At 43.1% G+C, this 13,233-nt stretch carries 8 protein-coding genes; 6 read left to right on the forward strand and 2 right to left on the reverse strand.

The annotated features are described in order from the left end of the window. Position 1: 1 nt before the first annotated feature. From FO442_RS14895 to FO442_RS14910, 4 genes are read left to right on the forward strand one after another with little or no spacing between them, the layout of a single operon-like run. Positions 2–964 carry a PorP/SprF family type IX secretion system membrane protein gene (locus FO442_RS14895; RefSeq protein WP_144334006.1) on the forward strand — a complete coding sequence of 321 codons (963 nt, stop codon included), beginning with the start codon at positions 2–4 and terminating at the stop codon, positions 962–964. 19 nt (positions 965–983) lie between these two features. Further along, on the forward strand, positions 984–4,670 hold the full coding sequence (locus FO442_RS14900; protein WP_186280157.1) for a PKD domain-containing protein: 3,687 nt from the start codon (positions 984–986) through the stop codon (positions 4,668–4,670). 3 nt (positions 4,671–4,673) lie between these two features. Next, on the forward strand, positions 4,674–5,660 hold the full coding sequence (locus FO442_RS14905; protein WP_144334008.1) for a PorP/SprF family type IX secretion system membrane protein: 987 nt from the start codon (positions 4,674–4,676) through the stop codon (positions 5,658–5,660). Between the two features lie 12 nt (positions 5,661–5,672). Beyond that, positions 5,673–7,760: an OmpA family protein gene (locus FO442_RS14910; protein WP_144334009.1), complete on the forward strand. Its 2,088-nt coding sequence runs from the start codon at positions 5,673–5,675 to the stop codon at positions 7,758–7,760. 77 nt (positions 7,761–7,837) lie between these two features. Here FO442_RS14910 and FO442_RS14915 read toward each other — a convergent pair whose 3' ends face one another. Then, positions 7,838–8,149 carry a rhodanese-like domain-containing protein gene (locus tag FO442_RS14915; protein ID WP_144334010.1) on the reverse strand — a complete coding sequence of 104 codons (312 nt, stop codon included), beginning with the start codon at positions 8,147–8,149 and terminating at the stop codon, positions 7,838–7,840. 63 nt (positions 8,150–8,212) lie between these two features. Beyond that, a complete protein-coding gene (locus FO442_RS14920) occupies positions 8,213–10,261 on the reverse strand; it encodes an OmpA family protein (RefSeq protein ID WP_186280159.1) in 2,049 nt (682 codons plus the stop codon). A 294-nt stretch (positions 10,262–10,555) separates the two neighbouring features. Here FO442_RS14920 and FO442_RS14925 point away from each other — a divergent pair, with 294 nt between their 5' ends. Beyond that, entirely contained in the window at positions 10,556–11,056 is a 501-nt protein-coding gene (locus FO442_RS14925) for a hypothetical protein (protein ID WP_144334012.1), read from the forward strand. Between the two features lie 42 nt (positions 11,057–11,098). Further along, positions 11,099–13,204 (forward strand): ankyrin repeat domain-containing protein, encoded by a 2,106-nt coding sequence (locus FO442_RS14930; protein ID WP_144334013.1) that lies wholly within the window; start codon positions 11,099–11,101, stop codon positions 13,202–13,204. Positions 13,205–13,233 lie beyond the last annotated feature (29 nt).

The following is a 13,233-nucleotide window of genomic DNA, read 5'->3' on the forward strand; positions in this document are numbered from 1 at the left end:
GATGAACAGGAAGAATTTAATTACCGGATTAGTTGTTGCTCTGTTCTTTGTTTCTTATGGACAACAGCAAAGCTTATTTACAAATGTGCTTGCAAATCCCTTGCAGTATTCTCCGGCATATGTAGGAAGTACCAATTACCACGAAGTAAGCTTTTACAACCGGAATCAATGGGTTGGGTTTAAAGATGCTCCCCGGAACTTCTATTTGAATTTTCATGGATCATTTAAAAATAGAGCAAAGCATGGCTATGGAGTGCAGTTATTGACCGAACAAACAGGACTATTGGGAAAAACGGGGATTTACCTGAATTACGGTTACCAAATCAAAATGAGCAGTAAATGGAAAATGGGACTGGGAGTTCGACCTGGTTTTGTTCAATACCGGGTTCGTCTCTATGATGCCGTAATTGCAGATGAAGGAGATCCGATTTTTACCGGGAACAGTTATTCCGGAAATGCATTCGATGTGAATGCAGGTTTTAGGTTATACAGTAACCAATTTGAATTTAGCGGAACGGTTGATCACCTGGTGAAGGGGAAAAGTTTTAATTCATACAATCAAAACCTGCAGTTCCATTATACCCTGATGAGTTCCTATAAATTCCTGTTCAAAAAGAACTGGGAATTAAGACCGGCTGTTTTATTCCGCTACACCAAACCCGTTCCGGCCCAGTTATCCATCTTGGCGCAATTGACCTATAAGGATAAGTTCTTTGGAGGATTGAACTTCAGAACAAATGACGCAATGGGTATTTTCCTGGGAGTCAGGCTGAAAAACCGGTTGGCAATTACTTACGGGTATGATTACAGCTACACGAAGTTGCGAAAGTACAGTGCGGGTTCTCATGAGATCGGGATCTCATTTATAATTACGAAAAACAGACCTTCTCTGGAGGAGGAAGATGATAAATTGAATAATAGTATTCTGGAAGATATCCAAAAGGAAATCGATAAGAATAAATAGTAGGATGAATTTAGAGCTTATGAAATTACGTCGGATAATACTGCTGCTAGCTTTGATTTTTACAGTCGGGTCATTCGAAAGTAAAGGTCAGATTGACTCGGTCTTTTGGTTTGCTGCACCTTGGGTTACGCCCAGTCATGCCGGGAACACACCAATTGCATTGCGCATATCAACATTTAATTCCCCGACAACGGTCCGGGTTTATCAACCAGCTGGAACTTACGACTCTACGTTTACCGTTCCTGCAAATTCATTGAATTCTCACTTTTTGGATGCTATCGTAAATACATTGGAATCGAAACCTGCGGATAATGTATTGAATTACGGAATTAAAATCGAGGCTGATACATTGATTACGGTTGTTTATGAAGTTGTTACCGTCGTAAATAATCCGGAAACCTATTCACTGAAAGGACAAAATGCACTCGGAACGGAGTTTGTTTGTCCATTTCAAACGACGTGGGCAAACGGAAATTATGCACCGATTCAACCGAAATCCATGATTTGTATTGTTGCAACGGAGGACAACACAACCGTTTGGATAACTCCTAAAGCAACAGTAGTTGGCCATCCGGTTGGAGTAACATATTCCATTGTGCTGAACAAAGGACAAACATATACCGTAGAAAATGTGTCACAAGCAACCAATACGCCCGGAAATAACCTGGGAGGTACGATTGTGGTTTCTGATAAACCGATAGCGGTCACTGTTTCGGATGATTCAGTGACGAACTCCGGTGGTGGCTGTCGGGATTTAATGGGGGATCAAATTGTTCCCGTTGATGTAGTTGGAACAAATTATATCGTGAACAGGGGAAATATGTTTTCAAATTCCGAAGAAGGAGTTTTTATTGTGGCAACCGAGAACTTTACTTCAGTAAGCGTAACTACTTCATTGGGAACATTCTCACAGCTTTTAAATCAGGGAGATACCTGGAAATATGTGCTTACCGCAGCTGAAATGCTTGCTTATGTAGACGCGGATAAAAATGTATATGTACTTCAGGCCAGCGGATTTGGATGTGAGGTGGGAGAAGCTTTGCTTCCTCCTGTCAACTGCGCAGGATCCGATCAGGTCAGTTTTACCCGCACAAATGCGCAAACATTCATTTTGAATATTTTGTGCCCGACTACTGCAATTAACAACTTTTTATTGAATGGTAGTTCAACACTGGTTCCTGGAAGCGCCTTTAATCCGGTTCCCGGAACTGCCGGTTTTTGGAGCGGAGCACAAATTACATTTAATACAACCGATATTCCGGCGGGCTCTTCCAATTTGCTCACCAACTCATCCGATTATTTTGGGTTGGGAGTAATTAATGGTGGATCTAGTTCCGGATGTTATTATCACTACATGTCGGCATTTAATCGAAAGGTTTACGTGAAAGCCGGGAATGACACTATCCTCTGTAACGGAGATCCTGCTGTTTTACTGAATGGTTCCGTAACGGGCGGTTCGATTACGGGGCAATGGTCGGTCGTTAACGGTGCCGGTTCTTTTGTCAATGCAACCGATCTGTCAACTTCTTACGTTCCGTCCTCTTCGGATTATACACAAGGTACGTTGACTTTCGTTCTGGCTTCTACCGGAAATTGTGATCCGGTAAGGGATACGATGGTCGTTAGCTTCATTCAATCACCGGAAGCAAATGCCGGAGCGGATGATTCGTATTGTAAGAATAACGTGGGGGCAGTTCCGATTACGGGAGCATTTTCTTATTCTGCCGCTGCGACCTGGAGCGGTGGGAATGGTGGAGCTTTCGGGAACAGTGGGGCCGCGTCAACAACCTATACACCATCTCCGGCAGACTTGACGGCAGACAGTGTGGTGCTTTTCTATACTACTACAGGAAGTTTCTTTTCATGCCCGAATACGCAGGATACGGTAGTTATTTACTTTACCGAAGCACCTTTTATCGATGCCGGTGGAGATCAATTGGTCTGCTCCAATACAACGGATGTTGCCTTGAACGGAATCATAACCGGGATCACAAGCACAGGAATTTGGTCTGCCAACGGAACCGGTGGTTTTTCACCCTCCCAGACCAACCTCAATGCAAATTATGTCTTGTCTACGACTGATATTTCCAATGGCCTGGTGACTTTGTACCTGCAATCAACCAATAACGGGAACTGCCTGGCAGTTATGGACAGTCTTGAAATTCAGATCATCGACTTCCCGACTGTGACCATTACTTCCATGGATTCAATTTGTTCTAATAATGCCACCTTGAGTTTAACAGGAACTGTTACTTCGGGATTTGCTACTCAATGGACAACTTCCGGTTTCGGAACCATTTCAAATCCGTCTAACTTAAATACCCTTTATACCATTTCTCCGGTTGATATCACAAACGGTTTCATAGACATCATTTTATCAACAACCGGTATTTGTCCGATCGCGCATGATTCCCTGAGAGTGACCTTTGTTTCTCCGCCACAGGTAAATGCCGGAACGGACCAAACGTATTGTCAAAATCAGCTGGTTCAGTTAAATGGCCAGATTGTTGGGGCAGACACTACCGGTACCTGGTCAACTTTGGGAACCGGAACTTTCATTCCGGGGCCTTCCTACCTGAATGGATTGTATAATCCGTCGATCGGTGATGTTTCCGGTGGACCGATCAGCCTCATCCTCACTTCCACATCCAATTTTGGTTGTCCGCCCGACAAAGACACAGTTATGATCACGTTCAACAAGATTCCGACGGCCGATTTCACTTTCACAAATGTGTGTCAGGCCAGCAATATGAGTTTTGTTGATGCTTCGGTCGCCAACACGGGAACACTTACTTCCTGGGCCTGGTCATTTGGTGATAATGCAAGCTCCATTGCGCAAAATCCGCAGCACGCTTATATGGGGCCTGGAAATTTCAATGTTCAAATGATCGTGACTTCCAGTAACGGTTGTACGGATACGGTTGTGAAACAGGTGACGGTTTATCCTTTGCCGCTTCCGTCATTCAATGCTTCCATTGCCTGCGAATCATATCCGACCGACTTCACAAATACATCGTTTATCCCTTCCGGATCAATTACAGGATATACATACGATTTCAACGGAATCGGTTCAAGTACACAGTCTGATCCTTCCTTCGTGTTCCCATCGAGCGGAATATACAATGTGAGTCTAACGGCCGTTTCCAATTTTGGATGTACCAATACAGTGATTCAGCAGATTGACGTACATGCGATCCCGACCGCTGCATTTATCGCCGGTCCGAACCCGGCTTTGGTGGAGCAGGACATTACTTTCACGGATGTAACGGCAGGAAATATCGTTTCCTGGCAATGGGATTTTGGTGACGGAGAAGGAGACAATGCATCGATCACGCAACACAGTTACGACGGTGGAGGCGTATATGTGGTTACATTGACCATTACAGATAACATCGGGTGTATTGACACCGTTTCAAAAGAGATTTCCATTGCTCTCTTACCGGTCCTGCCAAGTGGATTCACACCGAATGGAGACGGAGAGAATGATGTATTCATTATCCGGGGCGGACCATTTAGAAATGTAGACTTTAAAGTATACAACAATTGGGGGCAAGTGATTTTCGAATCGGACGACTCCAATATAGGTTGGGACGGAACATACAAAGGAGAACCCGTACCTTTGGGCGTTTATACCTGGACTTTTGTAGTGGATATGGGAAGTGATTTTGTTGTCAGGGAATCCGGCGACGTAACTTTAATTCGATAAGTCGTGAAATTTAGAATTTGTTTTTTAGCCATTTTCTTGAATGGATTGTCTTACGGACAGGATGCGCATTTGTCTATGTACGATGCAGCACCTTTATTCTTGAATCCGGCCCTTACCGGAGTAGTGGAAGGAGATTTCAGAATCCACGGTCAATACCGTACGCAATGGAAATCGGTGAACTATAAACCGTATACTTCGGCTTTGATCAGTTTTGATATGCCGATAAAGAAATGGGGTTTCGGGGTTCAGATCAACAACTTCCGGGCAGGAGCCGGAAACTTTAATGTGTTACAGGGGTTGCTTTCGGCAGCGTATTATGTTCCCTTAAATAAAAATAAAACACATGTTCTGAACTTTGGACTTCAGGGTGGAGTTACGCAAAAATCACTGGAATACCAGTTATTGTCGTTCAATAACCAATATACCCTGAATAACGGAGGTGAGTTTGATCAGACACTGGTATCGGGAGAAGATTTCGGGGCACAGTCCAAGTTTATTCCCATGCTGAACGCAAGTGCTTTGTATTATTATTCCAAATCACAAGCACGTTTGAATCCCTTCATTGGTGTGTCCGTGTTTAATCTGACTCAGCCGAATGAATCTTTTTTCGGAAGGGAAAGCAAATTACCTTTACGCATGTATACGCATTTAGGAACTCGTGTCAATATCACCGAATTGTTTTACTTGATCCCGAAGGTATTGATTATGAACCAAAAGAAATTTCATGAACAAACATACGCTTTGGAAGCCGGTTATTTCTTGAAAGGAAGCGGTGCCTATGTGCTTGGAGGAGTGATTTTCAGAGCAAAAGACGCCATGATCGCAACCCTGGGGATGAAAAAAGATGCTTACACCGTGAAATTGGCTTATGATTTCAACGTATCGTCACTTACATCGACATCCAAAAGCAGGGGAGGGTTTGAACTGTCCTTTACCTATGTACATAAAAAGAAGAAACCAACCGATTACAAAATCTGTCCACGACTATAATACGCATTCTTAATGATGAAATCGAAGATCATTTGCTTGTTGTTTTTGATGATATCCGGTATGTCACTGGCACAATCAAAAAAAATGTATATCTATTTGGGTAATGAGTATTTCAGTAAACTGGATTACGCAAATGCAGTTGAACAATACAAACTGGCCCTTTCCGACTCTGTGTCCAGATCAACAATGACTTATCCATACGAAATACAGGTCACCAACCAAAAACTTTCCAAATCAAAAGTAGAAGTTGATACGAGTCTCAAAGTAACGATGGAAGAATACCTCCATCACCACATTGCCTGGTGTTATTTCCGCTTGCATGATTATCCGAATGCTGAAAAACACCTGAAAAATACCGTGGAAGAAAAAGCATATCCGCACGACAGTTATTTCCTGGCTCAAAGCTACATGAATAACAGCAAGTACGATGAAGCGATTTCCCAGTTTGAAGATTACATTCGCTCTCCACAGGCGGATGACGAACTGCTGCATGCGGCACAGGTAGCGATGACGGGGTGTTACCTGGCAAAAGAAGAAATTGAAAAAACGCGAGAAATTAGTGTCAAGATGGCAGATACAGCTGTCTTTAACAGGGGGACGGCGAACTTTGCTACCATGTATTTTGACAAAGATCAAAAGCTCATGTTTACTTCTGCACGAACCGGTGGTGTTATCCTGAATGAAAAACAACAGTCCGAATACCTGTGTGATCTTTACTGGGTTTCGCTCAATGAAGACAGCACGTGGTCCGCACCGACGAATTTCGGGAGACCTTTGAACAGTGCACAAAACGATGGTGCCGGATCGTTCAATAACAACAATGTCATTTTCTACACCCGCTGGAGCGAAGAAAAGAAAACGGAACAGAATATTTACCTGGCGCGAATGATGGACATGAAGTTCTTCGAGGCTTACAAACTCGATTCATCGGTTAATTACCCTGGATACAAAAGTATCCAGCCTTATGTTTCAATGGATGGAAGGACCTTGTATTTTTCATCCAATCGCCCGGGCGGACTGGGAGGAATGGATATCTGGAAAATTGCCATTGATTCGGCAGGAAATACACACGGACAACCGGAAAACCTGGGCTCATTGATCAATTCGGATCAGGACGAAGTAACACCGTTTTTTCATGAAGTTTCGTCTACTTTGTTCTTTTCCTCGAACGGACATGGAAGTATCGGAGGATTGGACATTTTCAAATCTCATTACGACAGGGAAACAGAAGCATTTAGTGTGCCCTCAAACCTGGGAATGCCGATCAATTCCAGCAGAGATGATGCATACATGATGTGGGACTCCCGTTTGTCAAAAGGATTCTTCTCCAGCGACAGAGAACCTTGCAATGGCGGAAGCTGTTACGATATCTATGAAGTGGTAAATGAACCGATCCACATCTACCTGAGCGGATATTCTTACAATAAAGAAACTGAAGAGATCCTGCCGAATGTGAAATTGACTTTTAAAGACGTGCGTGGAGTATTCCCGCCTTACAATATCGTAACAGATTCAAACGGATACTATGAAAGAGAATTGAATTACGGGGTAGAGCTGTTTATCAAAGGCCAGAAAATCAATTACTTCGCCGATGCAACGAGTGTCAATACCAATTCCATTACGCAAACTACAAGTATCACACGTGATTTCTATTTGAAACCGATTCCGCAGGAAGAAATTGAGATCGAAGGAATTGAGTACGACTTTAACTCGGATAAACTGAGGCCAGCTTCTCAGGCGGTACTTGATAAATTATTCGATTTCCTGGAATTGAACAACAACATCATTGTAGAGATCAATTCACACACGGATGCCCGCGGAAAAGATGCATACAACCTGGACCTGTCTCAAAGACGGGCAAAATCCTGCGTGGATTACCTGGTTTCCAAAGGAATCGATCCGTCGCGTTTGATCCCGAAAGGATACGGGGAAACCCAGCCGAACCAGTTGTATGGACCGGATAAGAAACCGGTGTTGGATGCCGAAGGAAACCCGGTATTGCTGGTAGAATCTTATATCAATACCTTCAAGGTAAAAGCGGAGCGTGAAGTATTGCACCAAAAGAACAGGAGAACATCGTTTAAGGTGATTAACCAATAGGTAGAATTGAAAATTGATAATGGTTTAATTGAAAAGTAGGGCAAGCGAAGCTCTTTTCAATAGTCAATCATACATTTTCAATTGGCGTAGCGTGTCCACGATATTCCATTCTTAAAAACGGTTTCGTGTTCTTTCTGCGCATTCATGTATGATGTAGCCTGTTGTGCGCTTTCTCCGGATTCACAAACAAAGATTACCGTGTCGTATTGCAGTAATTCCTGCTTGTGTTTTTCCAGCTCGGGTAGGGGAATATTCACTCCGGTGCGCGCATGTCCTTGTCTCCAGATGCCTTCAGGCCGCACATCCACAAGGAGTGTTTTACCATTGGTTGATTTCCCGCTGCAAGCGATTAGGCCTAAGAATAAAATAAAACCTGCTATTGTTTTCATGGTATTAATAGTGATAAAAAGGTAGAGGCGAAAAATTTTTCGCCTCTACCTTTTTGAATTCAATCACATTCCCTGGATCAAAAACTCTGTTCTACGATTCTTCGCTTTATTCTCCGGAGTATCATTCGCCACTTTTGGTTTTGCCTCTCCAAATCCTTTTGCTTCGAGGCGGTCATCTTCGATTCCGAGCGAGACCAGGTAGCTTTTTACCCCTTTGGCACGTCGGTCGGAAAGATCTAAGTTCTTCGCGTCATCGCCATCACTATCCGTGTGACCCTGGATCATGATTTTGATCGTTGGATTGCTCTTTAAGAAACGGGAAAATTCGCGCAAAATGAATTTCGATTTGCTCGAAAGTACATCCGAGTTATAATCGTATAAAATGTCATTGATCGTGTACGCTTCCCCGACTTTCAATTCCTTCACTTCGAGCTTGTTGTTTAAACGGTTTTCTTTCTTGACGATCTCTTCTTTGGTAATCAGTTTCGAATCAAATGCAGCTCCGTCCTTTTTCACGGAGACCATGATATCCTGCGGTTTTTCCGTTTTTACCACCACGGCAAATTTTCCGTCGTTTCCGTTTACACGAACCTGTTCCACTTTGTCCGAATTTTCGTATGCAACTTCGATAGTTGCGTTTTCAATAGGTTTCCCGTTCGGGTCCTTCAAATCTCCCTTGATGATCGTTACGGGCTTCGGACGAGCCTCTTCATACAGGTCAAAGCCGTAAATATCCCATTTACCCTGTTGCTGAGAAGAAAAATAGGCAAGTTTTCCATCGGTGGAAACAAAGATTCCAACTTCATCACCTTTGGAGTTGATCGGGTAACCGATGTTTTTGGGTTTGCTCCACACACCGTTTTCTTCGCGCATATAGAAAATATCCAGGCCGCCAACTCCCTTGCGTTCGTCGGAAACAGAAGAAACAAAATACAGGGTTTCACTGTCTTGATGCAGGAACGGACTTTTGTCTTTACCCGCTGTATTGATCTCGTCAAAAGGTCTTGGAGCTCCCCAGGTACCGTCTGCATTTCTTTTTACCACAAAGACGTCGTTGTCTTTTGTTGTTCTGCGGTTTGCTGTGTAGAATAAGGTATTCCCGTCTGCAGACATGGAAGGCTGTGCTTCCCAACCGTCAGGAGTATTGATCTTTGGACCCAGATTCACCAATTCCGTCCATTGATAATCCGATGGATTTGGTCCCGTTTTCTGGTAGGTGGTAGAATACAGATCACAGTTCATGTATGGTTGACCGTTTACTTCCGTTTTCTTACAGGCGCAAATGATCATTTCTTTGTTATCGACAGAAACAGTTGCACCGCCATAACTTTGGAAGTCCCCTTTATTAAATGGTTTAGGGAATGCTTTTCCGCCGTCAAATGCAAGTGCATCATCTGTTCGACTGGAGTAGGTGTAAACTTCCTGGATGTTGGAAACGACATCCCCCAGGTTTTTCAGGTCCTGTTTTCGGGTGTAAAACATCAGCAAGTTATCTGGTGAGATCATCGGTAAATACTCATCGTCTTTTTCAGTACTGACGTTCGGAATTTTTTTCGGATTGAAAGGAACTTCTTTGCTCAGCATTTCGGTTTCTTCCTTTTGAGAAGCAAGCAGCTTTTTCACATCGGCAAGCTGTTTGGTATATTCGGCAGCATAGCGCGAGTTGTCATTGTTCTTGAATGCAACGAACTTTTCGAACCACGCGGTTGCCGCTTCCTTTTGGTCCTGGGTATAATTAATAACCCCGAGGTAATAATAAATATTGGAATGATAATCCGGGCACAGTTCGGCCGCTTTTTCAAATAATCCTTCCGCTTTTAGAAAACTGCGGTCACCCTGAGATGGATTCGGATTGGTCTCATAAGCCTTGGTACCGGATTCGTAAGCATACATAGCGAATTCGTAGTATGGACCTGCGTTATCCGGCTCTGCTTCAATGGCTTTGGCGAAATTCGCTGCCGCCGACTGGAGGTCCGGAGAATTTTTTCCCGCATCGATCAATTTTTGTGTCTTTTTAGAAGGCGCCAAACAGGAGGGATCTTCTTCCTGGGCGTAAAATGAGTTGACAAAAGCAAGAGAAATTCCTGCAACCAATAAGTAGTTCTTCCACATATGCATTTAAATACAATTCGAATAGGCAATAATGATGCCCGATTTACTATATCGTAATTTCGACCAAAAGGTTACTCATTTTCAAAGAAAATTTCAAGCGATACGTGAAAAAGTAGAATTGAAAAGACGAAGCACTTAGAAAGAGAATGACGCGAGTTGTTTTTTACCGTTCTCTTGCAAGGATCCAGTCTTTTCAATTGTCAATTATTCCTGATCAATTTTTGTTTTTTTGGCACAATTTTTTCATGTCATTCGGCGTGAAAATTCATATTTTAGTGAATTAAATTGAAATGAATGAAAACGAACCGTCTCCTCTATAGTTTAAGCTTTTTGCTGCTTACTTTTCTTATTCCCCATAAACTCCTGGCACAATCCGGTTGTACCGAGCAAAAAGTTGGACGAAGCTATTTCAGTATTTGCTCCGATAACATTGTAACGGAAAAAAAGAAACTGTTCCTGACCACGAAAGCAATTCCGAAGAGAATTGACAGTAAAAATACCTTCAAGGTGGTTCATTATTATGTTTCAAACCGGAAAACCACTGAAACAGATGAAATATTCCTGGAATACAGCAAGTTTTTAAACAACCTGGAAACGCACGACTTCTTCATTAATGGGAAGGAATTCACAGGGATATTGAAGATCGCACTTCCATTTAAGAACGCCGGAGTGAGCACCAATTATGATGGATACGACCTGCTGACTTATGAGTTCAAAGAAGGACGCTTTGTTTCCAAAAGCAAGCTCACCGATGTGGAGCTGGAAAAGGAAAAAGCAGTGATTCGTCCGCAATAAATAATCAACCCGTTACGTCTTTTATCCCATTACTGAGATTGTATGAAATACCTATTACTCTGCTTCGTGCTCCTGGCATCATTCTCCACGTTTACACAAGAAGAAGAAGCTCTGCCGGAAATTACAGATAAACAACAGGTTGATTCACCTTTAATGAAGGCAGTGAGGAGCAAGAACCTGGCAGAAGTAAAACGCTTGGTTAATGCTGGTTCTCCGGTCAATGAAAGAGGTCGTTTTGATTACAGCCCGGATCCGATCGACGTCGCAATTCAAAACAATTCACAGGAAATTGCACTTTTTTTGCTCGCTCAGGGTGCTACTTCCAGAAGTGGCTTATGCGATGCCATTGAATCGGGCGATGTTGCCTGGGTACAAAAATTGATTGGCTACGGCTTCAAGTGTTCGGATGGCGTGTTGAATGCGGTGGAAGCAAATAAACCTGAAATGGTTTCTTACCTGGTTTCCAAAGGTTTTAGGGTCGACTTTTCTCAAAAGAGAAGAACCGGATTGTTCCGGAAGCACTACGTTTCTCCGCTTGGGGCCGCCATTGGCCTGAATTCGGATGAAATGGTATATACCCTTGTAAAAGGCGGAGCAAACGTGGAGGAAGCTTTTGCGTATGCCTTGAATGATGGTCGTATCAAATTGGGACAACAATTGATCGATTTGAATGTGAGTCGGGATAAAATGTTTTTTGGTTGTTTTCAGTACAAATCCCTGGTACTTGCCAAATATTGTATCCAAAAAGGTGTCGATAAGAATGTGGTGGATAAAGATGGGTTGAATGCTTACCATTATTCCGTTAAATTCGGTTATAAGGAAGGCATGGATTATTGTTTGCAGGAATTAAAACTCGACCCGGATAAACGGACTGCTTCAAATGAAACTCCTTTGATGCTAGCATGTTCCTCCGGAAGTTTGTTGGTGTTTAATGAGGTATTTGCAACGCAGAAAGCGTCGCTGGAAGCCGTGGACGTAGATGGAGAGACAGCTCTTTTTTACGCCATGCGAGCGGGGAACCTGGCAATGATCGAATACCTGATTACAGCAGGAGCGAATGTCAATCATCAAAACACGCTGGGGAATACGGTTTTCATGGAATCCGCGACCCGGAATAACAGCGATGCCTACGATTTCCTGAAACAAGTGAAACCGGATCTGAAACTCAAAAATAATAAAGGACAAAATATCATCAGCTTCCTGATGAATTCACCGCAGAATTCAAAAGAAATCCTGGAATTAAATGATCAGGGAGCTTCCCTGGATGTGAAATCAGTGAACGGAGAAACCATAGCATTCTATGCCATGAGCAGTTCGAATATGGAACTCCTGGTTCGTGCAAAGAACACAGGGGCCAATATGGATGCTTATGATTCCAGGGGTTATCGGCCTGGCACTGCAAATGCTGAAATTATTCGCTTTGCAGTGGAGAACGGATGTAACCCGAACCGGGAAGATACTTGGGGCGATTCGTACCTGACACAGGCCTTAAAAAACAACCAAATGGACCTGGCGCTGTTCTTAATTCGCAGCGGAGCAGATGTGAACTGGAAAAAACGTGGAGAAGAACCTTTGGTATTCCAGGTGGTAAAAGACCATCATTTACCGGCTCTCCAATTGCTGGTCGATAACGGGGCAAAATTGAATACAATCAGCCGAACGGGTGAAAGTGTTATGGATATTGCGATAGAGCAGGGAGATGCAGGAATCATAACTTATTTGAAAGGCAAAGGAGCACTGACCAAAAAAGAATTGGCGGAATTGGAAATCATCCGCTCAAAGGAAATCCTGAAACTCGACCAATGGATTGCAGACAAGAATTTGACGGAAGCACTTGCTGTTCTTAATAAGTACCCGGATCTCACGCTTTCGAAAACACAGGTGAGTAACTTGGCTGTTTTGAGCGTGGAAAAGATCAATTTACCCTTGCTGCAGCGCCTGATTGAGAAAGAAGGAATGAATATTAATCAATCACTGAATTTCCAGGACCAAAATCTGCTGCACATTGCTGCGGGGACAGGAAACTTGGATTTGGTGCGGCTTTTGGTCAACAAAGGAGCCGATTCCAAAAAGAAAGATGCCTACGACAAACTACCGGTAGATTACGCAAAATCGAAAGAAGTGAAGAAATACTTAAAGTCCCTTTAAGTATTTCTTCAGTAATAATTTAGAAAAAA

The organism is Fluviicola chungangensis (genome assembly GCF_007558725.1).
GTDB lineage: Bacteria > Bacteroidota > Bacteroidia > Flavobacteriales_D > Crocinitomicaceae > Fluviicola > Fluviicola chungangensis.

Excerpts from the sequence above, each read along its gene's own strand:
- FO442_RS14930 (WP_144334013.1), top strand. The coding sequence starts at position 11,099 with ATGAAATACCTATTACTCTGCTTCGTGCTCCTGGCATCATTCTCCACG.
- FO442_RS14925 (WP_144334012.1), top strand. The coding sequence starts at position 10,556 with ATGAAAACGAACCGTCTCCTCTATAGTTTAAGCTTTTTGCTGCTTACT.
- FO442_RS14920 (WP_186280159.1), bottom strand. The coding sequence starts at position 10,261 with ATGTGGAAGAACTACTTATTGGTTGCAGGAATTTCTCTTGCTTTTGTC.
- FO442_RS14900 (WP_186280157.1), top strand. The coding sequence starts at position 984 with ATGAAATTACGTCGGATAATACTGCTGCTAGCTTTGATTTTTACAGTC.
- FO442_RS14915 (WP_144334010.1), bottom strand. The coding sequence starts at position 8,149 with ATGAAAACAATAGCAGGTTTTATTTTATTCTTAGGCCTAATCGCTTGC.
- FO442_RS14895 (WP_144334006.1), top strand. The coding sequence starts at position 2 with ATGAACAGGAAGAATTTAATTACCGGATTAGTTGTTGCTCTGTTCTTT.
- FO442_RS14910 (WP_144334009.1), top strand. The coding sequence starts at position 5,673 with ATGATGAAATCGAAGATCATTTGCTTGTTGTTTTTGATGATATCCGGT.